We start from the raw sequence: 26,660 nt of genomic DNA on the forward strand, positions 1-26,660 counted from the left end.
CCCTCTGGGGGAGTTTCGGAACCGGTGCGACCACGCCGCCTGACACAGACACCGGGTGCCACGGCTAGGGGAAGCGCCATCACCAGATATCTCTTCCGCCGTTCAGGCGGACCACCGCCCCGGCACGGTTCGCACAGCAAGGACCGAAGCCGGACAGCACAACCGGTCGCCGAGCCAGACAGGCCGACGTCCGCTCCAGGGAAGGACCCTTCGTGAGCGACACCACCGATCTGATGGGCGCACGTGTCGAGGAGACCGCTGCCGCGCCCGCCACGGACGCCTCCGCGCCTGCCACCGGTGCCGGCTCCCGGCGGCGCCGCGGTACCGGCCTCGAGGGCATGGTGCTGGCCGAGCTGCAGCAGGTCGCATCCGGCCTCGGCATCAGGGGCACGGCGCGTATGCGCAAGAGCCAGCTGATCGAGGTCATCAAGGAGGCGCAGGCCGCGGGGGGTGCCCCCGCCAAGGCCGCGTCCGCCGCGGACACCGCCGGCGAGACCAAGCCGAAGCGCCGCAGCACCTCTCGGACCCGTACGGGCGACGAGGCACCCGCCGAGAAGGCGGAGAAGGCCGGCAAGGCCGACAAGAAGGCGGACAAGGCGGCCGCCGACAAGGCCGCCCAGCAGCAGATCGACATCCCCGGTCAGCCGTCCCCCAAGGTCAACGCCCCGGCCGAGCAGGCCGCGCCCGCCGACGACGCCCCCTCCGAGCGCCGTCGTCGCCGGGCCACCGCCGACGCGGGCAGCCCGTCGGCCGGTACCGAGGCGGTGGCCGTCGAGACCCGCGCCGAGCCGAAGGCCGACGCGTCGGCCGCGCAGCAGTCGCAGCAGCAGACGCAGGGCCACCAGCAGGGCCAGGGCGACGCCCGTTCCGACGGCGAGGGCGGCGAGGGCCGTCGTCGCGACCGTCGTGACCGGGGTGACCGTGGCGATCGCGGTGACCGTGGCGACCGGGGTGACCGTGGCGATCGCGGTGACCGCGGCGGCCGCGACCGGCGCAACAAGGGCGACGACCAGCAGGGCGGCCGTCAGGACCGCCAGCAGCAGGGCGGCGGACGCCAGGACCGCCAGCAGCACGACGACGGTTACGACGACGACGGCAGCGGCCGTCGCGGCCGTCGCGGCCGCTACCGGGACCGCCGGGGCCGTCGCGGGCGCGACGACATCCAGCAGGAGCCGCAGATCAACGAGGACGACGTCCTCATCCCGGTCGCCGGCATCCTCGACATCCTCGACAACTACGCGTTCATCCGGACCTCCGGCTACCTGCCCGGCCCCAACGACGTGTACGTCTCCCTCGCCCAGGTCCGCAAGAACGGCCTGCGCAAGGGCGACCACCTCACCGGTGCCGTGCGCCAGCCCAAGGAGGGCGAGCGCCGCGAGAAGTTCAACGCGCTGGTGCGGCTGGACTCCGTCAACGGCATGGCCCCCGAACACGGCCGCGGTCGGCCGGAGTTCAACAAGCTCACGCCGCTGTACCCGCAGGACCGCCTCCGGCTGGAGACGGACCCGGGCGTGCTCACCACCCGCATCATCGACCTGGTCGCGCCGATCGGTAAGGGCCAGCGCGGTCTGATCGTGGCCCCGCCGAAGACCGGCAAGACCATGATCATGCAGGCGATCGCCAACGCGATCACGCACAACAACCCCGAGTGCCACCTGATGGTCGTCCTGGTCGACGAGCGTCCGGAAGAGGTCACCGACATGCAGCGGTCGGTGAAGGGCGAGGTCATCTCCTCGACCTTCGACCGCCCGGCCGAGGACCACACCACGGTCGCCGAGCTGGCCATCGAGCGCGCCAAGCGCCTGGTGGAGCTGGGTCACGACGTCGTCGTGCTGCTCGACTCGATCACGCGTCTGGGCCGTGCGTACAACCTCGCCGCCCCGGCCTCCGGCCGCATCCTGTCCGGTGGTGTCGACTCGACCGCCCTGTACCCGCCGAAGCGCTTCTTCGGTGCGGCCCGCAACATCGAGGACGGCGGTTCGCTGACCATCCTCGCCACCGCGCTGGTGGACACCGGGTCCCGCATGGACGAGGTCATCTTCGAGGAGTTCAAGGGCACCGGCAACGCCGAGCTCAAGCTCGACCGGAAGCTCGCCGACAAGCGCATCTTCCCGGCGGTGGACGTGGACGCGTCCGGTACCCGTAAGGAAGAGATCCTGCTCGGCAGCGACGAGCTCGCCATCACCTGGAAGCTGCGCCGTGTGCTGCACGCGCTCGACCAGCAGCAGGCGATCGAACTGCTCCTCGACAAGATGAAGCAGACCAAGTCGAACGCCGAGTTCCTGATGCAGATCCAGAAGACGACCCCGACGCCCGGCAACGGCGACTGAGCCACCGCCGGCCGGCACGCCGTACGGAAGTCCCGCCCCGTCACACGAGTGACCGGGCGGGACTTCCGGCTTGCGGGGCTTGTAGGATCAGCGCACTGCAGTGGGGGGGAACGTATTTTCGGATACGCCCACGGGGTGGTCAGTGCTGCCGTCAGGGGCCCGCACCCATGGGCTGTTCTCTCCTGCCTGCGTCTACAGCGACAGGAGACCTGAGTGACATCTACCCCTCGAAGAGCCCGGCTGGCTCTTCCCGCGGCCACCGCCGCACTCGCCCTGTCGGGCGCGGTCCTCGCGGCCGTCCCCGCCCAGGCGTCCGACGGGGCCCCCGTCCCGTCCCAGCCGGCCGTGACCGAGCGGCCCGCCCCCGCGTCGCCCGCCGAGCTGGCACAGCGGATCCAGGACTCCGGGGCCGCCCTCAGGAGCCACGCCGCCACCGCCCCCGGCGAGCAGCCGAAGGCCACGCCCAGCGCCGAGGCCCCGTCCGGCAAGGTCGACCCGAAGATCATCGGCGGCAAGGACGCGACCCTCTCCGAGGCGCCGTGGATGGTGCAGCTGCACTACTACGACGACAAGGACAACGACGACCCCGCCGACGACGAGGGCTACTTCTGCGGCGGCACCCTGGTCGCCCCGGCGAAGATCCTGACCGCCGCGCACTGCGTGTACGGCTTGGACTGGAGGGAGAACGGAGCCGTCCTCGGCGGCACCGCCCAGCTCCCCGACGGCGACGACCTGCACGGCGGCCGGTTCGTCGGCGTGTGGAGCCAGTGGGTCAACCCCACGTACCGGCCGAGCACCACCTCGGGCGGTGACCTCGCGGTGCTCACGCTGAGCGAGGCGCTGCCGTACAAGACGCTGCGGCCCACGACGAGCGACGACACGGCCTCCTACACCAACGGGGCCCCGGCGACGGTCTACGGCTGGGGGCGCACCAGCTCCACCAGCCAGGACATCTCGCCGACGCTGAAGAAGGCGACCGTGCCGATGCGCTCGGACGCCTCCTGCACGTCGTACTGGGGCGCCGACTTCGTGCCCGGTCAGATGGCCTGCGCCGGCGACCCGGCCTCCGGTCAGGACGCCGGGACGGTCTCCCCGTGCAACGGCGACTCCGGTGGCCCGCTCGTGGTCAACGGCCGGATCGCCGGTGTGGTGTCCTGGGGCGTCAAGGACTGCGTCGCCTCGGGCGCCTACGGCGTCTACGCCAAGGTCAGCTCCTACGTCGGCGAGGTCAACTCCCGCGTCGACGACACCGACCTCGACTTCGACGGCCTGGCGGACCTCTTCGCCCGCACCCCGGGCGGCGAGGCGTACGAGTACTACTCCGTCGGCGACCAGTCGCCCTACCTGGGCAACCGCGTCGCGCTCGACGGCTGGGCCGGCCTGAGCCTGGTGCGCCAGGCCGACCTGGACCGCGACTCCTGGCAGGACTACGTGGTCCGCGCCCCGGACGGGGTGCTGTACACCTTCGCGTTCAACGGGACCGACCGCTACGAGACGTTGCGCGTCGGCGGCGGCTGGAACGCGATGAACGACATCCGTGTCCCCGGCGACCTCTCCGGCGACGCCCTGGCCGACCTGGTCGCCAAGGACAAGGACGGCGTCCTGTGGCTCTACCCGGGCAAGGGCGACGGCACGTTCGGCAGCCGCGTCCGGATCGGCGGCGGCTGGACCAAGTACACGATCACCGGCAAGGGCGACTACGACCGCGACGGCAGGCCCGACCTGCTGGCGCGGGACGGCTCGGGCGTCCTGTGGCTGTACCCGGGCACCGGGAAGGCCGCGCCGGCGTTCGGCAGCCGGGTCAAGGTCGGCGGCGGCTGGAACGCCTACAGCGCCCTGGCCACCGCCGGTGACACCACCGGTGACGGCAGGCCCGACCTGCTGGCCCGCGACACCTCCGGTGTGATGTGGCTGTACAAGGGCACCGGCAAGCCGGGCACGGCCGCGTTCAAGACCCGGGTGCGGGTCGGCGGAGGCTGGAACGCCTTCAACCTCTTCGGCTGAGCCGGCGATCCCGGCGCGGGGCCGTCTCCACTTCGGGGGCGGCCCCTTCGCCGTGCGCGGGCCTCCGGCTGCGAGCTTCGCCACACGCGGCGGCGCGGCCGGTGTCCCGGCGGGTCCGCGGCGTCGCCCGCGGATTCCCAGGTCAGCGCGGTGCGCCCCGGGCACGCCGACCACGCTCCGTCACCGTTTCCCCACCGGGTCGCCACAGACGGTTGTGCAACCCTGTCCCGAGTTCCGCCGTCTGAGCTACGGAGGGACCATGGTGAGGTACCGGCGCCGAACGCGCCGGAGCCGACCGACCCGACCCTGAGCGCAGGGGGTAACCGACCGGACGAACACCGAGGAGCCCATGTCCGCCCAGAGCACGCCGGATCCCGCGATACCCGGCCCCGGCCAGTCCCGCACCCCCGGACCCGGCCACCGGGGCAAGGGCCGCCGCCGCAGGCCCAGAACCGGCCGGCGCAAGGCCCTGCTCGTCGCGGCCTGGAGCGCCGCCGGAATCGTGGTCCTCGGCGGCACCGGAGCGGGAGTCCTGTACTTCAAGCTCAACGGCAACCTCACGAGCGTCGACATCGACCAGGCGCTCGGCGCCGACCGGCCGAAGAAGGCCGACAACGGCTCGGAGAACATCCTGGTCCTCGGCTCCGACACCCGTTCCGGCGGCAACAAGAAGCTCGGCGGCGGCACCGACGACGGCACCGCCCGCTCGGACACGGCGATGATCGTGCACGTCTACAAGGGCCACAAGAAGGCCAGCGTGGTCTCCATCCCGCGCGACACCCTCATCGACCGCCCCGACTGCACCGACACCGACGGCGGCGAGCACCCCGCCGCCGACGACGTGATGTTCAACTCCGCGTACTCCACGGGCGGCGCCGCCTGCGCCGTGAAGACCGTCGAGTCGGTCAGCGGCCTGCGCATGGACCACTACCTCGAGGTCGACTTCAGCGGCTTCCAGAACCTCATCGACGACCTCGGCGGCGTCCGGGTCACCACCACCGAGGACATCAAGGACCCCGACAGCCACCTCGACCTCACGGCCGGCGCCCACCGGCTCGACGGCGAGCAGGCCCTCGGCCTGGTCCGCACCCGGCACGGCGTCGGCGACGGCTCCGACCTCGGCCGCATCCAGCTCCAGCAGGCCTTCGTCAAGGCCCTGGTCGACCAGGTCAAGGACATCGGCCTGCTCGGCAACCCCAAGAAGCTGTACGACGTCGCCGACACCGCCACCAAGACCGTGACCACCGACTCCGACCTGGGCTCGGTGAACTCCCTGATGTCCTTCGCGAGCGGCCTGAAGAGCATCGGCCCGGACAAGATGCACATGGTCACCATGCCGGTGATCTACGACCCCGCCGACGCCAACCGCGTCCTGGTCGAGAAGGGCAAGGCCCAGCAGGTCTGGACGGCCCTGAAGAACGACCGCCCGATCCCCGAGTCGGCCACCCGGGGCACGGCGACCGGCGAGGCGAAGGGCGTCGTCGACACCGGGGAATAGTTCACGCCGCCCCCCGGTTTTGGGGGATGGCGCCAGTCCTGGCAGACTGGTACGTCGGCTCCGGTTCACGCTCCCGCATCCCGCGGCTGCGACCCGGCGCCCTCCCGGAACAGTAGGAGACACCTTGAAGCGCGACATCCACCCCGAGTACGTCGAGACGCAGGTCAGCTGCACCTGTGGCGCGTCGTTCACCACCCGCAGCACCATTCAGTCCGGCACCATCCGGGCCGAGGTCTGCTCCGAGTGCCACCCGTTCTACACGGGCAAGCAGAAGATCCTCGACACCGGTGGCCGCGTGGCCCGCTTCGAGGCCCGCTTCGGCAAGGCTGCCGCCGGCTCCAAGAAGTAGCGAGCCCCCAACCGCCGGTCCACGGCCGCATCCCCTGCCCGGGGAGCGCCGGGACCGGCGTTTTTGGTCGCCCGCCTTCCCCTTCCCGAGCAGTAAGCAGGAGCCCAAGATGTTCGAGGCCGTCGAGGAACTCGTCGCCGAGCACGCCGACCTGGAGAAGAAGCTCGCCGACCCGTCGGTCCACTCCGACCAGGCGAACGCGCGCAAGCTGAACAAGCGGTACGCCGAGCTGACCCCGATCGTCGCCACGTTCCGCTCCTGGAAGCAGACCGGCGACGACATGGAGACCGCGCGCGAATTCGCGGCCGACGACCCCGACTTCGCCGCCGAGGTCAAGGAGCTGGACAAGCAGCGCGAGGAGCTCACCGAGAAGCTGCGGCTGCTGCTCGTCCCGCGCGACCCCAGCGACGACAAGGACGTCATCCTCGAGATCAAGGCCGGCGCGGGCGGCGACGAGTCGGCGCTCTTCGCCGGCGACCTGCTGCGCATGTACCTGCGGTACGCCGAGCGGGTCGGCTGGAAGACCGAGATCATCGACTCCACCGAGTCCGAGCTGGGCGGCTACAAGGACGTCCAGGTCGCCGTGAAGACCAAGGGCGGCCAGGGCGCCACCGAGCCCGGCCAGGGCGTCTGGGCGCGGCTGAAGTACGAGGGCGGCGTGCACCGCGTGCAGCGGGTGCCCGCGACCGAGTCCCAGGGCCGGATCCACACCTCCGCGGCCGGCGTGCTCGTCACGCCCGAGGCCGAGGAGATCGACGTCGAGATCAACCCCAACGACCTCCGCATCGACGTCTACCGCTCCTCCGGACCCGGCGGCCAGTCCGTCAACACCACCGACTCCGCCGTGCGCATCACGCACCTGCCGACCGGAGTCGTCGCCTCCTGCCAGAACGAGAAGAGCCAGCTGCAGAACAAGGAGCAGGCGATGCGTATCCTGCGCTCCAGGCTGCTCGCGGCGGCGCAGGAGGAGGCGGAGAAGGAGGCCGCGGACGCCCGGCGCAGCCAGGTCCGCACCGTCGACCGCTCCGAGAAGATCCGCACGTACAACTTCCCGGAGAACCGCATCTCGGACCACCGCGTCGGCTTCAAGGCGTACAACCTGGACCAGGTCCTGGACGGCGACCTCGACTCGGTGATCCAGGCCTGCGTCGACGCGGACTCGGCGGCCAAGCTCGCCGCCGCGTAAGCACCGCCGCACCACCCACACCGGACCACAGCTCAGCCCCCGGAGGACCAGCGTGAACCTGCTGCTCGCGGAGGTGGCCCAGGCCACCCAGCGGCTGGCCGACGCCGGCGTGCCCTCGCCGCGCACCGACGCGGAGGAACTCGCCGCGTACCTGCACGGCGTCAAGCGGGGCGAGCTGCACACCGTGCCGGACGCGGACTTCGACGCCCGGTACTGGGAGGTGGTCGCCCGGCGTGAGGCGCGCGAGCCGCTCCAGCACATCACCGGCCGCGCCTACTTCCGCTACCTGGAGCTCCAGGTCGGCCCCGGCGTCTTCGTGCCCCGCCCCGAGACCGAGTCGGTCGTCGGCTGGGCCATAGACGCGGTACGCGCCATGGACGTCGTCGAGCCCTGCATCGTCGACCTGTGCACCGGCTCCGGCGCCATCGCGCTCGCGCTCGCCCAGGAGGTGCCGCGCTCGCGCGTGCACGCCGTGGAGCTGTCCGAGGACGCCCTCAAGTGGACGCGCAAGAACATGGAGGGGTCCAGGGTCGACCTGCGCCAGGGAGACGCCCTGACCGCCTTCCCGGACCTCGACGGCCAGGTCGACCTGGTCGTCTCCAACCCGCCGTACATCCCGCTCACCGAGTGGGAGTACGTCGCCCCCGAGGCCCGCGACCACGATCCCGAGCTGGCCCTGTTCTCCGGCGAGGACGGCCTCGACCTGATCCGCGGCCTGGAACGCACCGCGCACCGCCTGCTGCGTCCCGGCGGCGTGGTCGTCGTCGAGCACGCCGACACCCAGGGCGGCCAGGTGCCGTGGATCTTCACCGAGGAGCGGGGCTGGGCCGACGCGGCCGACCACCCCGACCTCAACAACCGCCCCAGGTTCGCCACCGCCCGCAAGGCACTGCCGTGAGCGACCGCACCCCGCTGACTTCGATCCCGCAGTACGTGTACGAGGAGGCCCGCTAAATGGCACGGCGATACGACACCAACGACTCGACCGACCGAGTGACCGGTCTGCGCGAGGCCGCGTCCGCCGTCCGCCGTGGCGAGCTCGTGGTGCTGCCGACGGACACCGTGTACGGCATCGGCGCCGACGCCTTCAGCGCGGAGGCCGTCGGCGACCTGCTGGAGGCCAAGGGACGCGGCCGCAACATGCCCTCCCCGGTCCTCATCGGCTCGCCGAACACCCTGCACGGCCTGGTCACGGACTTCTCCGAGATGGCCTGGGAGCTGGTCGACGCCTTCTGGCCGGGCGCCCTGACACTGGTCGCCAAGCACCAGCCGTCGCTGCAGTGGGACCTCGGCGAGACCCGCGGCACGGTCGCCGTGCGGATGCCGCTGCACCCGGTCGCCATCGAACTGCTCACCGACGTCGGCCCGATGGCCGTCTCCTCCGCCAACCTGACCGGCCACCCCGCCCCCGAGGACTGCGACGCCGCCCAGCAGATGCTCGGCGACTCCGTCTCCGTCTACCTCGACGGCGGCCCGACCCCCGGCATCGTCCCCTCGTCCATCGTCGACGTCACCCGCGAGGTGCCCGTCCTGCTGCGCGCGGGCGCGCTGTCGGCGGAGGAGCTGCGCAAGGTGGTACCCGACCTCGAGGTGGCGAATTGACGGCCCCTGGGACGGGGCGTGGCATAGGCAACGGGGAACGCGCCGCGGAGATCACGACCACGTTCGTCGGCCTCCCGCGCGACAGCTTCCGCATCCTCCACGTCAGCACCGGAAACGTCTGCCGCTCGCCGATCACCGAGCGGCTGACCCGGCACGCGGTGCAGGAGCGGCTCGGTGTGCTCGGCGGCGGCCTGATCGTGGAGAGCGCAGGCACCTGGGGCCACGAGGGCGCCCCCATGGAGGCGAACGCCGAGACGGTCCTCACGGACTTCGGCGCCGACCCCGCCGGATTCACCGGCCGGGAGCTGCTCGACGAGCACGTGATCCGCGCCGACCTGGTCCTCACCGCGACCCGGGACCACCGGGCCCAGGTCATCTCCATGGGCCACTCGGCGGGCCTGCGCACGTTCACCCTGAAGGAGTTCACCCGCCTGGTGAACGCCATCGACCCGGCGACGCTCCCTCCCCTGGAGGACGGCGTGGTCACCCGCGCCCGCGCCCTGGTCCGCGCTGCCGCGGCGCTACGCGGGTGGCTCCTGGCGCCCACGGTGGAGGCGGACGAGGTGTACGACCCCTACGGCGCCCCACTGACGTTCTTCCGCTCGATCGGCGACGAGATACACCAAGCACTGGACCCCGTGGTGACGGCGCTGACAGGGGTTCCCGCGCGGGCGTGAGGCGGGGTGGGGCTTGCGGGGCGGTGAGTCGGTGGACGGAGTCCGCCGCAGCGTCGCGAAGGCCGGGAGGCCGGCCGGGGCCGAGTGGTGCGAGGGGCGCGTCGGGGACGGGTCCCCGTGGTGACGGCGCTGACGGGAGTTCCGGCGCGGGCGTGAGGCGGGGTGGGGCTTGCGGGCCTACATTGGTCGTACGTCACCGTCGACGCATGCCCGGAGCGCACCATGTCGGTCACCCACGACATCATCGAGGCCGATGACAGCTCGCTCGGAGTCCTGCTGCGCCAGGACCCCGAGCTGGCCGAGATCCTGTTCGCCGAAGGCCGCCGGCAGGCGACGACCCTCCAGCTGATCGCCGCCGAGAACTTCACGTCCCCCGCCGTGCTGGCCGCCCTCGGCTCGCCGCTGGCCAACAAGTACGCCGAGGGCTACCCGGGCGCCCGCCACCACGGCGGCTGCGAGATCGTCGACGTCGCCGAGCGGCTCGCCGCGGAACGGGCGCAGGCGCTGTTCGGCGCCGAGCACGCCAACGTGCAGCCGCACTCCGGCTCCTCCGCCGTGCTGGCCGCCTACGCCGCGCTGCTGCGCCCCGGTGACACCGTCCTCGCCCTGGGCCTGCCGTACGGCGGCCACCTCACCCACGGCTCGCCGGGGAACTTCTCCGGCCGCTGGTTCGAGTTCGTCGGCTACGGCGTGGACGCGGAGACCGGGCTGATCGACTACGACCAGGTGCGCACCCTGGCCCGTAGCCACCGCCCCAAAGCGATCGTGTGCGGCTCCATCGCCTACCCGCGCCACCTCGACCACGCCGCCTTCCGCGCCATCGCCGACGAGGTGGGCGCCTACCTCATCGCGGACGCCGCGCACCCGATCGGCCTGGTCGCCGGGGGAGCGGCGCCCAGCCCGGTGCCGTACGCCGACATCGTCTGCGCCACCACGCACAAGGTGCTGCGCGGGCCCCGCGGCGGCATGATCCTGTGCGGAAGCGAACTGGCCGAGCGGGTCGACCGGGCCGTCTTCCCCTTCACCCAGGGCGGGGCCCAGATGCACACCATCGCCGCCAAGGCCGTCGCCTTCGGGGAGGCGGCGACCCCCGCCTTCGCCGCGTACGCCCACCAGGTGGTCGCCAACGCCCGGACGCTCGCGGCCCACCTGGCCGCGGAGGGCCTGGTCGTCACCACCGGCGGTACGGACACCCACCTGCTCACCGTCGACCCCGCCCCGCTCGGCGTCGACGGCAAGGCCGCACGGGGCCGGCTGGCGGCGGCCGGGATCGTCCTGGACTGCTGCGCGCTGCCGCACGGCGACGCCCGCGGCCTGCGCCTGGGCACGGCAGCGGTGACCACGCAGGGCATGGGGGAGCGGGAGATGCGGGCGGTGGCCACGCTGCTCGCCGGGGTGCTCAGGGGCGACACGGAGGCCGCCGCGGCGCGGGACGACGTACGGGATCTGGTCGCGGAGTTTCCCCCGTATCCGGAATGAGGCAGGGTAGGCGCACACGGGTGCACAGCCACACGTGCAACCATCGTCGCTACCCGGAAGTCCTCATCCATATGCCTGCATCGCTAGGCTGTGAGGCCGGGAATGGCCAGCGAGACCTGTGGGGAAGCCCGTGCGTGAATACCTGCTGACGCTCTGCGTCACGGCCGCGGTGACGTATCTGCTGACCGGGCCGGTACGGAAGTTCGCGATCGTGGCGGGAGCGATGCCGGAGATCCGGGCACGTGACGTGCACCGGGAACCCACTCCGCGGCTCGGCGGTATCGCCATGTTCTTCGGGCTGTGCGCGGGTCTGCTGGTCGCCGACCACCTGACCAATCTGCACCAGGTCTTCGAGAAGTCCAACGAACCGCGGGCACTGCTCTCCGGTGCCGCCCTGATCTGGCTGATCGGTGTCCTGGACGACAAGTTCGAGATCGACGCCCTGATCAAGCTGGGCAGTCAGATGATCGCCGCCGGTGTGATGGTGGTCCAGGGACTGACGATCCTGTGGCTCCCCATCCCGACCGTGGGCACGGTCGCGCTGACCCAGTGGCAGGGCACCCTCCTGACGGTGGCGCTGGTCGTCGTGACCATCAACGCGGTCAACTTCGTGGACGGCCTCGACGGTCTCGCGGCCGGCGTGGTGTGCATCGCGGCGGCGGCGTTCTTCATGTACGCCTACCGGATCTGGTACTCGTACGGCATCGAGGCCGCGGCGCCCGCCTCGCTGTTCGCGGCCATCCTGATGGGCATGTGCCTGGGCTTCCTGCCGCACAACATCCATCCCGCGCGCATCTTCATGGGCGACTCGGGCTCGATGCTGATCGGCCTGGTCCTGGCGGCGAGCGCGATCTCCATCACGGGCCAGGTGGACCCGGACAGCCTCTTCGGCGGCTCCGAGCGCAACACCGTGCACCAGATGGTGCCGGTCTACATCCCGCTGCTGATGCCGCTGACCATCATCGCCATCCCCGCCGCCGACCTGATCCTGGCGATCGTGCGCCGCACCTGGCGCGGCCAGTCGCCGTTCGCCGCGGACCGGGGGCACCTGCACCACCGCCTGCTGGAGATCGGCCACTCGCACAGCCGCGCGGTGCTGATCATGTACTTCTTCTCGGCGCTGATCGCGTTCGGCGCGCTCGCCTACTCGGTGAACGCGGCGTCGATGTGGATCGTGCTGGGCGTCGTCTTCCTCAGCGCGATCGGCCTGGTCCTGCTCCTGCTGCCGCGCTTCACGCCGCGCGCCCCCCGCTGGGCCGAGGCCTTCGTGCCGCCGCGCTACCGGCGCCGCCGGGCGGCCACCGCCACCCCGGCCGAGGGCGACGCCGCGGTGGCGGCGGACGGGGACGAGGACGACGAGCGGGTCCGCGTCGCCGTCGGCGTCTCGGGCGTCAACGGGGCGACCGCCGTCGGGCCCCGTACGCGGGCGAGGTGAGAAGGGTGAGCGGGATGAAACCCCGCATTACCAGACAAGTGGGTCCAGTAATTGCACAAACGCGCACTGTCACTCTCACGTGTGACAGCAAGCACACCCACAGGTAAAGACCTCATCAAATAGTTTGTGATACGGTTCACGAGTATTCCCGGGGTAGAGCCCAAGGACCGTAGTGCGACGGTCTCTTGAACGTGCGGACACCGTCCGACCCGGGGCTACGCTCGTCCATGACGACACCTGCCCCCTGTGTGTTGAAAGCGGAGTTGCCGCCATGCCGTCCAATGACGTCCGGATCCTGCTTCAGGCTGCCGTGCCCACGGCTGCCGTCGGCGCTGTAGCCGCCGTCGTCAGCGCCGTGGTCGCCGGTGGCAAGGGCGCGGTCGGAGCCGTCGTCGCGACCGTGGTGGCGATGCTCTTCATGGGGATCGGCCTCTACGTCCTGCAGCGCACCGCCAAATCGCTTCCGCACCTTTTCCAGGCGATGGGCCTGATGCTCTACGCGGCACAGATCCTGCTGCTGTTCGTCTTCCTCGCCGCGTTCAAGAACACGACGCTGTTCAACCCCCGGTCCTTCGCGATCACTTTGGTCGCCGTCACGCTCGCGTGGATCGCCGCGCAGACGCGGGCGCACATGAAGGCCAAGATCCTCTACGTCGAACCCGATCCGAAGGGCGAAAAGCCCGAAAAGACGGGCCACTCGTCGTGAGGGGTAGGGCCGGGATAAAGAGGCATGTGAAGTCCTGCTATCGTCCGGTGCCAACTGCGGCATCGCGGGCGCGGGCATCTCGGCTGACGCCTGCTGAATCGCGAGGCGAGATGCCCCACAGCCGCCCCCACATCCGTAACACCAGTCCCGTGCCGAACAGCGGCCCCGCGCCGCGCCGACACAACGAGGTTGCCGTATCCATGCGCCACGCTGAAGGAGCCCGCGGTGAGTGCTGACCCGACGCAGGTGCTCGCCTTCGAGACCGACTGCCACATCTTCGACGGATGTGGTTTCCCGGCTCCCGGCCTGCACTCGTTCCTCTTCGAGCCGCTCTGGGGCAACGCAGACGGCAACGGCATGTACTTCAACAAGCCGATGCTGCTGGCTCTCCTCGGCTCGCTCATCATCGTGGGCTTCTTCTGGGCCGCCTTCAACAAGCCGAAGGTTGTCCCGGGCAAGCTCCAGATGGTCGCCGAGGCCGGCTACGACTTCATCCGCCGCGGCGTGGTCTACGAGACGATCGGCAAGAAGGAAGGCGAGAAGTACGTCCCGCTCGTCGTGACGCTCTTCTTCTTCGTCTGGATGATGAACCTCTGGTCGATCATCCCGGTCGCCCAGTTCCCGGTCACCTCGATCATCGCCTACCCGATGGTCCTGGCCCTGATCGTCTACATCGTGTGGGTGTCGCTCACCTTCAAGCGCCACGGCTTCGTCGGCTTCTTCAAGAACGTCACCGGCTACGACAAGTCCCTCGGTGCGGTGCTGCCGCTGTCGATGACCATCGAGTTCTTCTCGAACCTGCTGGTCCGCCCCTTCACGCACGCCGTCCGGCTCTTCGCCAACATGTTCGCCGGCCACACGCTGCTGCTGCTCTTCACGATCGCCAGCTGGTACCTGCTGAACGGCATCGGATTCGCCTACGCGGGCGTCTCGTTCGTGATGACGCTCATCATGACGGCCTTCGAGCTCTTCATCCAGGCCGTGCAGGCGTACGTGTTCGTGCTGCTGACCTGCACCTACATCCAGGGCGCGCTCGCCGAGAACCACTGAGTCCCCGCCCGGCCTCACACCCCAGCCGTCCGGTGGCCAACCCCCACCGGTCCGTAAAGAAAAGGAAGAACTGGCATGTCCCAGACCCTTGCTGCCGTCGATGGCTCGCTCAGCTCCGTTGGTTACGGCCTTGCCGCCATTGGCCCCGGCGTCGGCGTCGGCATCATCTTCGGCAACGGCACCCAGGCCCTCGCCCGCCAGCCCGAGGCGGCCGGCCTGATCCGCGCCAACCAGATCCTCGGCTTCGCCTTCTGTGAGGCGCTCGCCCTCATCGGTCTCGTCATGCCCTTCGTCTACTAAGACGAAGACTGACGACCGACCCTTTCGACGAAAGGCATTGATGTGACTTCCGCCCTGGTTTTCCTGGCGGCTGAGGGTGAGAAGGAGAACCCCCTCATCCCGCCGTGGCCGGAGCTCGTCATCGGCCTGATCGCCTTCGTCATCGTCTTCGGCTTCCTCGCCAAGAAGCTCCTCCCGAACATCAACAAGGTTCTGGAAGAGCGCCGCGAGGCCATCGAGGGCGGTATCGAGAAGGCCGAGGCCGCGCAGACCGAGGCCCAGAGCGTCCTCGAGCAGTACAAGGCACAGCTCGCGGAGGCCCGGCACGAGGCCGCGCGCCTGCGTCAGGAGGCGCAGGAGCAGGGCGCCACGCTCATCGCCGAGATGCGCGCGGAAGGCCAGCGGCAGCGTGAGGAGATCATCGCCGCCGGTCACGCCCAGATCCAGGCCGACCGCAAGGCCGCCGCGTCCGCGCTGCGCCAGGACGTCGGCAAGCTGGCCACCGAGCTGGCCGGCAAGCTCGTCGGCGAGTCCCTGGAGGACCACGCCCGCCAGAGCCGCGTCATCGACCGCTTCCTGGACGAGCTGGACGACAAGGCGACGACGGCAGAGGCAACCCGATGAGTGGGATGCACGGAGCGAGCCGCGAGGCTCTGGCCGCCGCGCGTGAGCGGCTCGACGCGCTGACGGACGCCACGTCCGTGGACGCCGGTTCGCTCGCCGACGAGCTGGCCGCCGTCACGGCGCTGCTGCACCGCGAGGTGTCGCTGCGCCGGGTCCTCACCGACCCGGCGCAGGCCGGCGAGGCCAAGGCCGAGCTCGCCCAGCGTCTCCTCGGCACCCAGGTCAGCGGCCCGACCGTCGACCTGGTGGCCGGCATGGTGCGCAGCCGCTGGTCGCAGTCCCGCGACCTGGTGGACGCGCTGGAGGAGCTGGCGAGCACCGCCGACCTCACCGCCGCCCAGAAGCGTGGCCGGCTGGACAACGTCGAGGACGAGCTGTTCCGGTTCGGCCGGATCGTCTCCTCCAGCACCGAGCTGCGGGCCGCGCTCACCAGCCGGTCGGCCACCACCGCGGCCAAGAGCGAGCTGCTGCGCAGCCTGCTCGGCGGCCGTGCGGAGCCGACCACCGAGCGTCTGGTGACGCGCCTTGTCACCGTGCCCCGTGGACGTAGCCTGGAGTCGGGACTCGAGTCCCTGTCCAAGCTCGCCGCCGACCGGCGGGACCGGATGGTCGCCGTGGTCACCTCGGCGGTGCCGCTGAGCGACGCGCAGAAGCAGCGCCTCGGCGCGGCCCTCGCGAAGGTCTACGGCCGTCCGATGCACCTGAACCTCGACGTGGACCCCGAGGTCCTCGGCGGAATCCGGGTGCAGGTCGGTGACGAGGTCATCAACGGCTCCATCGCGGACCGCCTGGAGGACGCCGGCCGCCGGCTGGCGAGCTGACGCTCCCGCGCGACAACAGCACAGCAAGAGCAGTAACAGAGCAGTAGCAGTACGTACTTACGACGGCCCTGGTTGGGCCGTGCAGAGGATTCACCTCTCATTGGGGGGAGTCCCGACTCGTGGAATACCCCCAAGTGAAACTTCGGGCCCAACAAGGAGAGCAGGGAACTCAGATGGCGGAGCTCACGATCCGGCCGGAGGAGATCCGGGACGCACTGGAGAACTTCGTCCAGTCGTACAAGCCGGACGCGGCCTCGCGCGAGGAGGTCGGTACGGTCACCCTTGCCGGCGACGGCATCGCGAAGGTCGAGGGCCTGCCCTCGGCCATGGCCAACGAACTGCTGAAGTTCGAGGACGGCACCCTCGGCCTCGCCCTCAACCTCGAGGAGCGCGAGATCGGTTGCGTCGTCCTCGGTGAGTTCAGCGGCATCGAGGAGGGGCAGCCGGTCTCGCGTACCGGTGAGGTCCTCTCCGTGGCCGTCGGCGAGGGCTACCTCGGCCGCGTCGTCGACCCCCTCGGCAACCCGATCGACGGCCTCGGCGAGATCGAGACCTCCGGTCGCCGCGCCCTCGAACTGCAGGCCCCCACGGTCATGCAGCGCAAGTCGGTGCACGAGCCGATGGAGACGGGCTACAAGGCCGTCGACGCCATGACCCCGATCGGCCGCGGCCAGCGCCAGCTGATCATCGGCGACCGCCAGACCGGCAAGACCGCCCTGGCCGTCGACACGATCATCAACCAGCGCGACAACTGGCGCACCGGCGACCCGAACAAGCAGGTCCGCTGCATCTACGTCGCCATCGGCCAGAAGGGCTCCACCATCGCGTCCGTGCGCGGCGCGCTGGAGGAGAACGGCGCGCTGGAGTACACGACCATCGTGGCCGCCCCGGCGTCCGACCCGGCCGGCTACAAGTACCTGGCGCCGTACACCGGCTCGGCCATCGGCCAGCAGTGGATGTACGAGGGCAAGCACGTCCTGATCATCTTCGACGACCTGTCGAAGCAGGCCGACGCCTACCGCGCCGTGTCGCTGCTGCTGCGCCGCCCGCCGGGCCGCGAGGCCTACCCGGGTGACGTCTTCTACCTGCACTCCCGTCTGCTGGAGCGCTGCGCGAAGCTCTCCGACGCCGAGGGCGCGGGTTCGATGACCGGTCTGCCGATCGTCGAGACCAAGGCCAACGACGTGTCGGCGTTCATCCCGACCAACGTCATCTCGATCACCGACGGCCAGTGCTTCCTGGAGTCCGACCTGTTCAACGCCGGTCAGCGTCCGGCCCTGAACGTCGGTATCTCGGTCTCCCGCGTCGGTGGCTCGGCCCAGCACAAGGCCATGAAGCAGGTCTCCGGCCGACTGCGCGTGGACCTCGCCCAGTTCCGTGAGCTGGAGGCGTTCGCCGCCTTCGGTTCCGACCTGGACGCCGCGTCGAAGTCGCAGCTGGAGCGCGGTCAGCGCATGGTCGAGCTGCTGAAGCAGGACCAGTACCAGCCGATGGCCACCGAGGATCAGGTCGTCTCCGTCTGGGCCGGCACCACCGGCAAGATGGACGAGGTGCCCGTCGCCGACATCCGCCGCTTCGAGAAGGAGCTGCTGGAGTACCTGCACCGCCAGGAGCAGGGCCTCATGACCTCCATCCGCGAGGGCGGCAAGATGTCCGACGACACCCTGCAGGCCGTCGCCGAGGCGATCGCGGCGTTCAAGAAGCAGTTCGAGACCTCGGACGGCAAGCTGCTCGGCGAGGACGCCCCGTCCGTCGCCAAGTGACGTAAGGAAGGGACCTGACTCATGGGAGCCCAGCTCCGGGTCTACAAGCGTCGCATCCGATCCGTCACCGCGACCAAGAAGATCACCAAGGCGATGGAGATGATCGCCGCCTCGCGCGTCGTCAAGGCGCAGCGCAAGGTGGCGGCCTCCACGCCGTACGCGCAGGAGCTCACCCGCGCGGTCACGGCGGTCGGCACCGGGTCGAACACGAAGCACGCGCTCACCACGGAGGCGGACAGCCCGGCCCGTGCCGCGGTCCTGCTCCTCACGAGCGACCGCGGTCTGGCCGGCGCCTTCAACTCCAACGCCATCAAGGCGGCGGAGCAGCTGACCGAGCGCCTCGAGCGTGAGGGCCGCCAGGTCGACACGTACATCGTCGGCCGACGCGGTCTGGCCCACTACAACTTCCGCGAGCGCAAGGTCGTGGAGTCGTTCGCGGGCTTCACCGACGAGCCGACGTACGCGGACGCCAAGAAGGTCGCGGCGCCGCTCATCGAGGCCATCGAGAAGGACACGGCGGAAGGCGGCGTGGACGAGCTCCACATCGTCTACACCGAGTTCGTCTCGATGATGACGCAGACGGCGGTCGACTCCCGGCTGCTGCCGCTGAGTCTCGAAGAGGTGGCCGCGGAGTCGGGCGCGAAGGACGAGATCCTTCCGCTGTACGACTTCGAGCCGTCGGCGGAGGACGTCCTCGACGCCCTGCTGCCTCGCTACGTCGAAAGCCGCATCTACAACGCGCTGCTGCAGTCGGCCGCTTCCAAGCACGCCGCGACGCGGCGCGCGATGAAGTCGGCCACCGACAACGCGGGCGAGCTGATCAACACGCTCTCCCGTCTTGCCAACGCGGCCCGCCAGGCCGAAATCACCCAGGAAATCAGCGAGATCGTCGGTGGCGCCAGTGCCCTGGCCGACGCGAACGCGGGGAGTGACAACTAATGACCACCACTGTTGAGACCGCGACGGCCACGGGCCGCGTCGCCCGGGTCATCGGCCCGGTCGTCGACGTGGAGTTCCCCGTCGACGCGATGCCGGAGATCTACAACGCCCTCCACGTCGAGGTCGCCGACCCGGCCCAGGCGGGCGAGCTGAAGACGCTGACCCTGGAGGTCGCCCAGCACCTGGGTGACGGCCTGGTCCGCACCATCTCCATGCAGCCCACCGACGGCCTGGTCCGCCAGGCCCCGGTGACCGACACGGGCGCGGCCATCTCCGTCCCCGTCGGCGACTTCACCAAGGGCAAGGTGTTCAACACCCTCGGCGAGGTGCTGAACGTCGACGAGCAGTACACCGGTGAGCGCTGGCCGATCCACCGCAAGGCCCCGAACTTCGACGAGCTCGAGTCGAAGACCGAGATGTTCGAGACCGGCGTCAAGGTCATCGACCTGCTGACCCCGTACGTCAAGGGCGGCAAGATCGGTCTGTTCGGCGGCGCCGGCGTCGGCAAGACGGTGCTCATCCAGGAGATGATCTACCGCGTCGCCAACAACCACGACGGTGTCTCCGTGTTCGCCGGTGTCGGTGAGCGCACCCGTGAGGGCAACGACCTCATCGACGAGATGAGCGAGTCCGGCGTCATCGACAAGACCGCGCTTGTCTTCGGTCAGATGGACGAGCCGCCGGGCACCCGTCTGCGCGTCGCGCTGGCCGGCCTGACCATGGCCGAGTACTTCCGTGACGTCCAGAAGCAGGACGTGCTGTTCTTCATCGACAACATCTTCCGCTTCACCCAGGCGGGCTCCGAGGTGTCGACCCTGCTCGGCCGCATGCCCTCCGCGGTGGGCTACCAGCCGAACCTGGCCGACGAGATGGGTCTCCTCCAGGAGCGCATCACCTCGACCCGTGGTCACTCGATCACCTCGATGCAGGCGATCTACGTCCCCGCGGACGACCTGACCGACCCGGCCCCGGCCACCACCTTCGCCCACCTCGACGCGACGACGGTGCTCTCCCGTCCGATCTCCGAGAAGGGCATCTACCCGGCCGTGGACCCGCTGGACTCGACGTCCCGCATCCTCGACCCGCGGTACATCGCGGCGGACCACTACCAGGCCGCGATGCGCGTGAAGAACATCCTGCAGAAGTACAAGGACCTGCAGGACATCATCGCGATCCTCGGTATCGACGAGCTGGGCGAAGAGGACAAGCTCGTCGTCCACCGCGCCCGTCGCGTGGAGCGCTTCCTGTCCCAGAACACCCACGTCGCCAAGCAGTTCACGGGCGTCGACGGGTCGGACGTCCCGCTGGACGAGTCGATCGCGGCCTTCAACGCGATCTGCGACGGCGAGTACGACCACTTCCCGGAGCAGGCGTTCTTCATGTGCGGTGGCATCGAGGACCTGAAGAACAACGCCAAGGAGCTGGGCGTCTCCTGAGCCCCGGCTCGCGGTGAGCCGCACGGTTCACCACCCGGAGGGGGCGGGCGCGTCCCGTCCCCTCCGGCACGCCCCTTAGACTTGTAACCAACACCCGGCTCTCCCGCCGGGTGGTGACCCGAGGAGCCACCTTGGCTGCTGAGCTGCACGTCGCGCTGGTCGCGGCCGACCGAGAGGTCTGGTCCGGCGAGGCCACCCTGGTCGTCGCGCGCACCACGTCCGGCGACATCGGCGTCATGCCCGGTCACCAGCCGCTGCTCGGTGTGCTGGAGTCGGGCCCGGTGACCATTCGTACGAGTGACGGCGGGACGGTCGTCGCCGCGGTGCACGGCGGTTTCATCTCGTTCGCCGACAACAAGCTGTCGCTGCTGGCCGAGATCGCCGAGCTGTCGGACGAGATCGACGTCCACCGCGCCGAGCGGAAGCTCGAACAGGCGAAGGCGGCGGGCGACGCCCACGCCGAGCGTCGCGCGGACGTCCGACTGCGCGCGGCGGCGGGACGCTGATCCACAGCACAGTGCGATAGCGTCGTGCCATGACGTCACTCAGCCGCGGCTGGGACCGGAGCCATCCGGACCCGGCCGCGGCTGAGGCAGATCCGGGTGTTTTTTCCGTTCCGTTACCTAGGAGACGAGGAGGTCGGTGTCGATGGCCCTCGCTCTGACTGTGTGCGGAATCGTCGTGGCCGTGGTGGTGATCGGCCTCTTCGTCTTCGGTCTGCGCCGCCGGCTGATCCAGCGCTCGGGCGGCACCTTCGACTGCTCCCTGCGCTGGGACGCCCCCAAGGAGGGCGACACCACCGACGGCAAGGGCTGGGCCTACGGGGTGGCCCGCTACAACGGCGACCGGGTCGAGTGGTACCGCGTCTTCTCGTACTCCCCCCGCCCGCGCCGCGTGCTCGAGCGCTCCGCGATCGAGGTGGCCGGCCGCCGGGTGCCGGACGGGGAGGAGGAGCTGGCGTTGCTCTCCGACGCCGTGGTCCTGGCCTGTATGCACCGGGGCACACGGCTGGAGCTGGCGATGAGCGACGACGCGCTGACCGGATTCCTCGCGTGGCTGGAAGCAGCCCCGCCCGGACAGCGGGTGAACGTGGCGTAGCCGCGTTCACCCGCTGGGTGGGGGTCCCCCCGGACGAAGTCCGGGGGAGCGTCAATGTTGCTTGACCGGTCCTACTTGAGGCCGCTGTCGATGGCGCTCACCAGTTCGCCGTTCGTGGTGTCGCCGCTGAACTCCCAGAAGAAGGCGCCGCCGAGGCCCTGCTGCTCGGCCCAGTCCATCTTGGACTTGATGGTGGCCGGGGTGTCGTAGGACCACCAGTTGGAGCCGCAGTGGGCGTACGCGGTGCCGGCGACGGTACCGGTGGCCGGGCAGCTGTTCTTGAGGACCTTGTAGTCCTCGATGCCCGCCTCGTACGTGCCGGTCGCCGGGCCGGTGGCGGTGCCGCCGGGCGCGGACTGCGTGACGCCGGTCCAGCCGCGGCCGTAGAAGCCGATGCCGATCAGCAGTTTGTCGGCCGGGACGCCCTTGGACTTGAACTTCGCCATCGCGTCGGCGGTGTTGAAGCCCTGCTGCGGGATGCCGTCGTACGCGGTCAGCGGCGAGTGCGGAGCGGTCGGACCGTTCTTCGCCCAGGCGCCGAAGAAGTCGTACGTCATCACGTTGTACCAGTCGATGTACTTCGAGGCCTCGCCGTAGTCGGCGGCGTCGATCTTGCCGCCGTCCGAGCCGTCGGCGGTGACGGCCGCGGTGATCAGGTAGTCCTGGCCGAACTCGGCGCGCATCGCCTTCATCATGCTGCTGAAGGCGTTGGGGGCGCTGGTCTCGTCACAGCTGAGACCACAGGCGTTCGGGTACTCCCAGTCCAGGTCGATGCCGTCGAAGACGTCGGCCCAGCGCGGGTCCTCGACCAGGTCGTGACAGGACTTGGCGAAGGCGGCCGGGTTCTTCACGGCGTCGGGGAAGCCGCCGGACCAGGTCCAGCCGCCGAAGGAGTAGAGGATCTTGATGTGCGGGTACTTGGCCTTCAGCTTGCGCAGCTGGTTGAAGTTGCCGCGCAGCGGCTGGTCCCAGGTGTCGGCGACGCCGTCGACGGACTGGTCGGCGGTGTACGCCTTGTCGTAGTCGGCGTAGGAGTCGCCGATGGTGCACTTGCCGCCCTGGACGTTGCCGAAGGCGTAGTTGATGTGCGTGATCTTCTCGGCGGAGCCGGAGGTGACCAGGTTCTTGACGTGGTAGTTGCGCCCGTAGACGCCCCAGTTGGTGAAGTAGCCCATCTTGACCTCGGCACCGGTGCCGGGGTTGCCGCCGTCCCCGCCGCCGGTGGTGGTGACCTTCACGGAGCCGCTGGCCGGTCCGGTCTGGTCGGCGGTGTCCCGGGCCTTGACGCTGTACGAGTAGGCGGTGCCCTTGGTGAGGCCGTTGTCCGTGTAGGTGGTGCCGGTGACGGTGGCGACCTTCGCGCCGTCCCGCAGGACGTCGTAGTTCTTGACGCCCTTGTCGTCGGTGGCCGCCGACCAGGACAGCTTCACCGAGGTGTCGGTGATGTTCGAGGCGGTGGGCGTGCCGGGCGCGGAGGGGGCCTGGTCGCCGGGGACGGAGGTGCCGTCGCAGCTGCCGCCGTTGAGCTTGCAGTTGGACGGGGAGCCGGGACCGCTGCCGTTGAAGCCGAAGGAGACCGAGGCGCCGGGGGCGAGCGTCCCGTTCCAGCCGACGTTCTTGGCGGTCCAGTGGTCGCCGGAGTTGGTGACGGTGGCGTCCCAGGCGGAGGTGACTTTGGTGCCGGCGGGGAAGTCCCACTCGACGGCCCAGGAGCTGAGGGAGGTGGTGCCGGTGTTCTTCACCGTCCAGCTGCCGCCGAAGCCCGTGCCCCAGTCCGAGGTCTTGGCGAAGGTGGCCGTCGCGCTCGTGGCCGCCTGGGCCGGGCTCGCGAGGCCGACCAGGCCGGCGAGGGGAAGCGCCAGGGTCGCTGCGAGTGCCGCGGCTTTGTGTCTGAAGCGCATGTGCGCCTCCTTATGGGGATGTTGTTGTGGGCATGACTGAGCCTCATGTCCGCAGTGCCGCGAGAATAGAAAGGTCTGGACCATAGGTCAATAGGTCTGGACCAATGTGGCGGGGCGTGGTTGAGACGGTGATCGAGAGGGGAAACTAGATCCCCAACTCCTGCGCCAGCACCGCCGCTTGCACCCGGCTGCGCAGCCCCAGCTTCCCCAGCAGACGGCTGACGTGTGTCTTCACCGTGGCCTCCGCCATGTCCAGCCGCTCGGCGACCGCGGCGTTGGACAGCCCCTCGCCGAGACACGAGAGCACCTCGCGCTCACGCCGGGTCAGGTCGCGCAGCACCGCCGGGTCCGCGGCCGGCTCCCGCACCGGCCTCGCGGCGAACTCGGCGATCAGCCGCCGGGTGACGGCCGGGGCCACGATGCCCTCGCCGCCCGCCACCGTGCGCACGGCCGCGATCAGGTCCTTGGCCTCGGTGTTCTTCAGCAGGAACCCGGCGGCACCCGCCCGCAGCGCTCCGAAGACGTACTCGTCCAGGTCGAAGGTGGTCAGCACCAGCACGTCGGCCAGACCTTCCCCGACCACGATCCGGGTCGCCGACACGCCGTCCAGGCGCGGCATCTGCACGTCCATCAGCACCAGGTCGGGACGCAGCTCCCGGGCCAGCGCCACCGCCTGCTCGCCGTCGGCTGCCTCGCCCACCACCTCGATGTCCGGTGCGCTGCCCAGGATCAGCACCAGCCCCGCGCGGACGGCGGACTGGTCCTCGGCGACGAGGACGCGGATCATGCGAGGTCTCCTTCGGTCAGGGGCAGCGTGGCGCGCACGGCCCAGATCTTGCCGCCCGCCGGGCCGGGGTCCGCCACCGCCCCGGCCTCGAACGTGCCGTGCAGCAACGCGGCCCGCTCCCGCATTCCGACGAGACCGGCGCCGGAACCGGGGACGCGCGGGGTGTCCCGCTCGCCGTACGGGCTGGTCACCTCGACCCGCAGGGCGCCCTCGTGCCGGTCGAGCCGCACCCGGACGGTGCCCTGCGAGGCGTGCTTGAGCGCGTTGGTGAGCGACTCCTGCACGATCCGGTACGCGGCCAGTCCGACCGGCGCGGGCAGGTTGTCGCCGGGTGCCGCGTCCAGGGCGACGTCGAGGCCGTTGGCGCGGGCACCGTCGACCAGCGCGCCGAGCCCGTCGAGGGTGGGCGCGGGGGCCGGTGCGGTGTCCCCGCCGCTGTCCCGCAGGATGCCGATGAGGCGGCGCATCTCGGCCAGTCCCGCCACGCTGTTCTCACGGATCACACCGAGCGCCTGCCGGGTGGTCGCCGCGTCGTCCAGGGAGAGTGCGGCCGTGGAGTGGATGGCGATCGCGGAGAGATGGTTGGCGACCATGTCGTGCAGCTCGCGGGCCATCCGGGAGCGCTCCGCCGTCACCGCCTGCACCCGGTCCATCTCGGCGAGCAGCGCGGTCTGCTCGGCCCGCAGCAGGGCGGCGTCGGCGGCCTCGCGGTGGTTGCGGACGATGAGCCCCGTGGAGGCGGGCCCGAAGGACACGATGCCGACGGCGACGCCGATGAGCAGCGCCTCGGGCACCCGCCACAGCGCGAACGGCACGACGGTGCCGGCCACGGTGAGCAGTCCGGTGATCCACGGGATGCGGCGGGCCGAGGCGGGCGAGCCGTACAGCACGGCGGCGTACATCAGGTCGGTGTACATGATCACCGTGACCAGGCTGCCCTGGGTGAGCGTGTCCGCGATCAGCGCGGCCGTGCCGATCAGCAGCCCGGTGCGCGGCGCCGCCCGGCGCAGCAGCTCGCAGCCCGCCATGACGGCGAGCGGGACCAGCAGCGGCCAGCGGCCGTCGAACAGCACGATCGGGTTGTCGGCGGGCCGCACGCCCAGGCCGATGCCCCACAGCAGCAGCCCGCCCAGGAGCCCCGCAGACGCGGCGTACGCGTCGAAGCGGCGCGGGCGGGGGAGTCGTGCGGCCATGCCACCATCCAACACGCCCCGCGCCCCGCCCGCCTGATCCCCGGGAAGGGTCCCGCGCTGCATCTTTCGATGTACCGGAGGTTCGTCACCGCCGACGACGAACGCGGCGGATTCCCACGGGAGCCTGGAAGGGTGAACGAAGGGAGTGCGTCGTGGTCGTCGCGTTGATCATCGCCTGCGAGGTCGGCTTCTGGGTCCTGCTGGCCCTCGGCCTGGGCGCCCGCTACCTGCTGAAGTGGCGGCGCACCAGCGTGGTCCTGCTGCTGTGCGAGCCGGTGCTGGAACTGGTGCTGTTCGCCGTGACGGCGTGGGACCTCAAGAACGGCGCCGAGCCCGGCTGGGAGCACGGCCTGGCCGCGCTGTACATCGGCTACACCGTCGCCTACGGCCACTACACGATCCGCTGGCTCGACGGTCACGCCGCCCACCGCCTGGCCGGCGGCCCGCCCCCGGCCAAGCCCCCGCGCCACGGTATGCCCCGGGCGCGCCACGAGGGCCGGCTGTGGCTGCGCACACTGCTCGGTGCCGCCGTGGCCTGCGCGCTGCTCCAGGGCGCCGTCTGGTACGTCGGCGACGACGGCGACGTCTCGTCGCTGCGCGCCTTCCAGTGGACGGCCCTGCGCGCCGTCGCCATCCACGGCCTGATCGCCCTCACGTACCTGATCTGGCCGAAGAAGGCCCCGGCGGGCACGCCGCAGGCCGCGGCCGACCGGCGCAAGCAGGAGGCACACCGGTGAACCGGGCATCGAAGAACCTGCTGGAAGGCGTCGTCACGCTGCTCGCCGGCCTCGCCCTGTGGCTGTTCACGGGCGACGTGGAGGTTCCGGTGGTCACCCTGACGAAGGCGGGGGTCGTACTGATGTGCGTGGGCGGCGCGCAGACCGCGTGGGGCCTGTACGGTGCCGCGCGCCGGTCGCTCTAACGCTCCCCGCCCGGCACCCACAGCACGTCTCCGACCTCCTTGTTGGCCACGCGGGCCAGGATGAACAGGAGGTCGGAGAGCCGGTTCAGGTAGGTCGCGGTGAGCGGGTTCATCGTCTCGCCGTGGGCCTCCAGGGCCGCCCAGGTGGAGCGCTCGGCCCGGCGGACCACCGTGCACGCCTGGTGCAGCAGGGCGGCGCCCGGGGTGCCGCCGGGGAGGATGAAGGAGCGGAGCTTGTCCACCTCGGCCAGATAGCGGTCGCAGTCCGCCTCCAGCTTGTCGACGTAGAACTGCTCGACCCTGAGCGGTGGGTACTCCGGGTTCTCCACCACCGGCGTCGACAGGTCCGCGCCCACGTCGAACAGGTCGTTCTGGACGCGGACGAGGACCTTGACGACCTCCTCGGACAGGCCGCCCAGCGCGATGGCGGTGCCGATCACCGCGTTCGCCTCGTTGGCGTCGGCGTACGCGGAGATCCTGAGGTCGGTCTTGGGGACCCGGCTCATGTCGCCGAGGGCGGTGGTGCCCTGGTCTCCGGTCCGGGTGTAGATGCGCGTCAGGTTGACCATGGGGCCAGCGTA

Annotated in this window: 26 protein-coding genes; 22 read left to right on the forward strand and 4 right to left on the reverse strand. The window is 70.4% G+C overall.

Annotated features, from left to right (window positions below; translation table 11 throughout):
- Nucleotides 1-212 precede the first annotated feature (212 nt).
- The 20 genes from rho to ACZ6IM_RS21415 all read left to right on the forward strand — a co-directional run bounded on the left by rho (nt 213) and on the right by ACZ6IM_RS21415 (nt 21,276).
- Nucleotides 213-2,330 carry a transcription termination factor Rho gene (rho, locus tag ACZ6IM_RS21320; RefSeq protein WP_052840677.1) on the forward strand — a complete coding sequence of 706 codons (2,118 nt, stop codon included), beginning with the start codon at nt 213-215 and terminating at the stop codon, nt 2,328-2,330.
- A gap of 213 nt (nt 2,331-2,543) precedes the next feature.
- Complete coding sequence (locus tag ACZ6IM_RS21325) at nt 2,544-4,334, forward strand: trypsin-like serine protease (protein WP_469558206.1); 1,791 nt, start codon at nt 2,544-2,546, stop codon at nt 4,332-4,334.
- A 349-nt stretch (nt 4,335-4,683) separates the two neighbouring features.
- A complete protein-coding gene (locus ACZ6IM_RS21330; RefSeq protein ID WP_052840675.1) occupies nt 4,684-5,832 on the forward strand; it encodes an LCP family protein in 1,149 nt (382 codons plus the stop codon).
- 124 nt (nt 5,833-5,956) lie between these two features.
- Nucleotides 5,957-6,181 carry a 50S ribosomal protein L31 gene (gene rpmE / locus ACZ6IM_RS21335; RefSeq protein ID WP_030672379.1) on the forward strand — a complete coding sequence of 75 codons (225 nt, stop codon included), beginning with the start codon at nt 5,957-5,959 and terminating at the stop codon, nt 6,179-6,181.
- Nucleotides 6,182-6,290: 109 nt separating this feature from the next.
- Nucleotides 6,291-7,367 carry a peptide chain release factor 1 gene (prfA, locus tag ACZ6IM_RS21340; protein WP_052840674.1) on the forward strand — a complete coding sequence of 359 codons (1,077 nt, stop codon included), beginning with the start codon at nt 6,291-6,293 and terminating at the stop codon, nt 7,365-7,367.
- Between the two features lie 52 nt (nt 7,368-7,419).
- The gene (prmC, locus tag ACZ6IM_RS21345; RefSeq protein ID WP_052840673.1) at nt 7,420-8,265 is read left to right on the forward strand and encodes a peptide chain release factor N(5)-glutamine methyltransferase; all 846 of its coding nucleotides are present in this window, start codon (nt 7,420-7,422) and stop codon (nt 8,263-8,265) included.
- Nucleotides 8,266-8,321: 56 nt separating this feature from the next.
- A complete protein-coding gene (locus ACZ6IM_RS21350; RefSeq protein WP_052840672.1) occupies nt 8,322-8,969 on the forward strand; it encodes an L-threonylcarbamoyladenylate synthase in 648 nt (215 codons plus the stop codon).
- Nucleotides 8,966-9,646, forward strand: coding sequence for an arsenate reductase/protein-tyrosine-phosphatase family protein (locus tag ACZ6IM_RS21355; RefSeq protein WP_030187248.1), 681 nt, complete (start codon nt 8,966-8,968; stop codon nt 9,644-9,646). Before ACZ6IM_RS21350 ends, ACZ6IM_RS21355 begins: the two co-directional genes overlap by 4 nt.
- A gap of 222 nt (nt 9,647-9,868) precedes the next feature.
- The gene (locus ACZ6IM_RS21360; RefSeq protein ID WP_469558213.1) at nt 9,869-11,125 is read left to right on the forward strand and encodes a serine hydroxymethyltransferase; all 1,257 of its coding nucleotides are present in this window, start codon (nt 9,869-9,871) and stop codon (nt 11,123-11,125) included.
- 130 nt (nt 11,126-11,255) lie between these two features.
- Nucleotides 11,256-12,560, forward strand: a complete 1,305-nt coding sequence (locus ACZ6IM_RS21365; protein ID WP_052840925.1) for an MraY family glycosyltransferase — start codon at nt 11,256-11,258, stop codon at nt 12,558-12,560.
- Nucleotides 12,561-12,831: 271 nt separating this feature from the next.
- Complete coding sequence (locus ACZ6IM_RS21370) at nt 12,832-13,266, forward strand: hypothetical protein (RefSeq protein WP_052840670.1); 435 nt, start codon at nt 12,832-12,834, stop codon at nt 13,264-13,266.
- A gap of 225 nt (nt 13,267-13,491) precedes the next feature.
- Entirely contained in the window at nt 13,492-14,316 is an 825-nt protein-coding gene (gene atpB, locus ACZ6IM_RS21375; RefSeq protein WP_469558216.1) for a F0F1 ATP synthase subunit A, read from the forward strand.
- A 75-nt stretch (nt 14,317-14,391) separates the two neighbouring features.
- Nucleotides 14,392-14,616, forward strand: coding sequence for an ATP synthase F0 subunit C (gene atpE, locus ACZ6IM_RS21380; protein WP_007387656.1), 225 nt, complete (start codon nt 14,392-14,394; stop codon nt 14,614-14,616).
- Nucleotides 14,617-14,658: 42 nt separating this feature from the next.
- Nucleotides 14,659-15,219, forward strand: coding sequence for a F0F1 ATP synthase subunit B (locus ACZ6IM_RS21385; RefSeq protein WP_210918043.1), 561 nt, complete (start codon nt 14,659-14,661; stop codon nt 15,217-15,219).
- 5 nt (nt 15,220-15,224) lie between these two features.
- On the forward strand, nt 15,225-16,040 hold the full coding sequence (locus tag ACZ6IM_RS21390) for a F0F1 ATP synthase subunit delta (RefSeq protein ID WP_469558220.1): 816 nt from the start codon (nt 15,225-15,227) through the stop codon (nt 16,038-16,040).
- A 173-nt stretch (nt 16,041-16,213) separates the two neighbouring features.
- The gene (atpA, locus tag ACZ6IM_RS21395; RefSeq protein ID WP_052840668.1) at nt 16,214-17,803 is read left to right on the forward strand and encodes a F0F1 ATP synthase subunit alpha; all 1,590 of its coding nucleotides are present in this window, start codon (nt 16,214-16,216) and stop codon (nt 17,801-17,803) included.
- 21 nt (nt 17,804-17,824) lie between these two features.
- Nucleotides 17,825-18,742: a F0F1 ATP synthase subunit gamma gene (locus ACZ6IM_RS21400; RefSeq protein WP_469558222.1), complete on the forward strand. Its 918-nt coding sequence runs from the start codon at nt 17,825-17,827 to the stop codon at nt 18,740-18,742.
- Nucleotides 18,742-20,178, forward strand: a complete 1,437-nt coding sequence (gene atpD / locus ACZ6IM_RS21405; protein WP_052840666.1) for a F0F1 ATP synthase subunit beta — start codon at nt 18,742-18,744, stop codon at nt 20,176-20,178. Before ACZ6IM_RS21400 ends, atpD begins: the two co-directional genes overlap by 1 nt.
- A gap of 131 nt (nt 20,179-20,309) precedes the next feature.
- Nucleotides 20,310-20,684: a F0F1 ATP synthase subunit epsilon gene (locus ACZ6IM_RS21410; protein WP_052840665.1), complete on the forward strand. Its 375-nt coding sequence runs from the start codon at nt 20,310-20,312 to the stop codon at nt 20,682-20,684.
- Nucleotides 20,685-20,826: 142 nt separating this feature from the next.
- Nucleotides 20,827-21,276 carry a DUF2550 domain-containing protein gene (locus tag ACZ6IM_RS21415; protein ID WP_052840664.1) on the forward strand — a complete coding sequence of 150 codons (450 nt, stop codon included), beginning with the start codon at nt 20,827-20,829 and terminating at the stop codon, nt 21,274-21,276.
- A gap of 71 nt (nt 21,277-21,347) precedes the next feature.
- On the opposite strand, the gene ACZ6IM_RS21420 is transcribed toward ACZ6IM_RS21415, so the two are convergent.
- From ACZ6IM_RS21420 to ACZ6IM_RS21430, 3 genes are all read right to left on the reverse strand, one after another.
- Nucleotides 21,348-23,177, reverse strand: coding sequence for a glycosyl hydrolase family 18 protein (locus ACZ6IM_RS21420; RefSeq protein ID WP_052840663.1), 1,830 nt, complete (start codon nt 23,175-23,177; stop codon nt 21,348-21,350).
- Nucleotides 23,178-23,322: 145 nt separating this feature from the next.
- Nucleotides 23,323-23,964: a response regulator gene (locus tag ACZ6IM_RS21425; protein WP_052840662.1), complete on the reverse strand. Its 642-nt coding sequence runs from the start codon at nt 23,962-23,964 to the stop codon at nt 23,323-23,325.
- Entirely contained in the window at nt 23,961-25,157 is a 1,197-nt protein-coding gene (locus ACZ6IM_RS21430; RefSeq protein ID WP_052840661.1) for a sensor histidine kinase, read from the reverse strand. The genes ACZ6IM_RS21425 and ACZ6IM_RS21430 overlap by 4 nt, the downstream gene beginning before the upstream one ends.
- A 152-nt stretch (nt 25,158-25,309) precedes the next feature.
- Here ACZ6IM_RS21430 and ACZ6IM_RS21435 point away from each other — a divergent pair, with 152 nt between their 5' ends.
- Nucleotides 25,310-25,894: a hypothetical protein gene (locus tag ACZ6IM_RS21435; protein WP_052840660.1), complete on the forward strand. Its 585-nt coding sequence runs from the start codon at nt 25,310-25,312 to the stop codon at nt 25,892-25,894.
- A complete protein-coding gene (locus tag ACZ6IM_RS21440; RefSeq protein WP_052840659.1) occupies nt 25,891-26,079 on the forward strand; it encodes a DUF5708 family protein in 189 nt (62 codons plus the stop codon). The genes ACZ6IM_RS21435 and ACZ6IM_RS21440 overlap by 4 nt, the downstream gene beginning before the upstream one ends.
- Here the strand turns inward: ACZ6IM_RS21440 and ACZ6IM_RS21445 are convergent.
- Nucleotides 26,076-26,648, reverse strand: a complete 573-nt coding sequence (locus ACZ6IM_RS21445) for a cob(I)yrinic acid a,c-diamide adenosyltransferase (RefSeq protein ID WP_052840658.1) — start codon at nt 26,646-26,648, stop codon at nt 26,076-26,078. The two genes, ACZ6IM_RS21440 and ACZ6IM_RS21445, sit on opposite strands and share 4 nt — an antisense overlap.
- Between the last annotated feature and the right edge of the window lie 12 nt (nt 26,649-26,660).

The sequence above is a fragment of the Streptomyces sp. NPDC042336 genome, from assembly GCF_055581985.1.

What these genes read in the sequence shown, in the direction of transcription:
- ACZ6IM_RS21330 (WP_052840675.1), top strand. Translation starts at nt 4,684, where the DNA reads ATGTCCGCCCAGAGCACGCCGGATCCCGCGATACCCGGCCCCGGCCAG.
- prfA (WP_052840674.1), top strand. Translation starts at nt 6,291, where the DNA reads ATGTTCGAGGCCGTCGAGGAACTCGTCGCCGAGCACGCCGACCTGGAG.
- ACZ6IM_RS21350 (WP_052840672.1), top strand. Translation starts at nt 8,322, where the DNA reads ATGGCACGGCGATACGACACCAACGACTCGACCGACCGAGTGACCGGT.
- ACZ6IM_RS21360 (WP_469558213.1), top strand. Translation starts at nt 9,869, where the DNA reads ATGTCGGTCACCCACGACATCATCGAGGCCGATGACAGCTCGCTCGGA.
- ACZ6IM_RS21370 (WP_052840670.1), top strand. Translation starts at nt 12,832, where the DNA reads ATGCCGTCCAATGACGTCCGGATCCTGCTTCAGGCTGCCGTGCCCACG.
- atpE (WP_007387656.1), top strand. Translation starts at nt 14,392, where the DNA reads ATGTCCCAGACCCTTGCTGCCGTCGATGGCTCGCTCAGCTCCGTTGGT.
- ACZ6IM_RS21390 (WP_469558220.1), top strand. Translation starts at nt 15,225, where the DNA reads ATGCACGGAGCGAGCCGCGAGGCTCTGGCCGCCGCGCGTGAGCGGCTC.
- atpA (WP_052840668.1), top strand. Translation starts at nt 16,214, where the DNA reads ATGGCGGAGCTCACGATCCGGCCGGAGGAGATCCGGGACGCACTGGAG.
- ACZ6IM_RS21400 (WP_469558222.1), top strand. Translation starts at nt 17,825, where the DNA reads ATGGGAGCCCAGCTCCGGGTCTACAAGCGTCGCATCCGATCCGTCACC.
- atpD (WP_052840666.1), top strand. Translation starts at nt 18,742, where the DNA reads ATGACCACCACTGTTGAGACCGCGACGGCCACGGGCCGCGTCGCCCGG.
- ACZ6IM_RS21415 (WP_052840664.1), top strand. Translation starts at nt 20,827, where the DNA reads ATGGCCCTCGCTCTGACTGTGTGCGGAATCGTCGTGGCCGTGGTGGTG.
- ACZ6IM_RS21420 (WP_052840663.1), bottom strand. Translation starts at nt 23,177, where the DNA reads ATGCGCTTCAGACACAAAGCCGCGGCACTCGCAGCGACCCTGGCGCTT.
- ACZ6IM_RS21425 (WP_052840662.1), bottom strand. Translation starts at nt 23,964, where the DNA reads ATGATCCGCGTCCTCGTCGCCGAGGACCAGTCCGCCGTCCGCGCGGGG.
- ACZ6IM_RS21430 (WP_052840661.1), bottom strand. Translation starts at nt 25,157, where the DNA reads ATGGCCGCACGACTCCCCCGCCCGCGCCGCTTCGACGCGTACGCCGCG.
- ACZ6IM_RS21445 (WP_052840658.1), bottom strand. Translation starts at nt 26,648, where the DNA reads ATGGTCAACCTGACGCGCATCTACACCCGGACCGGAGACCAGGGCACC.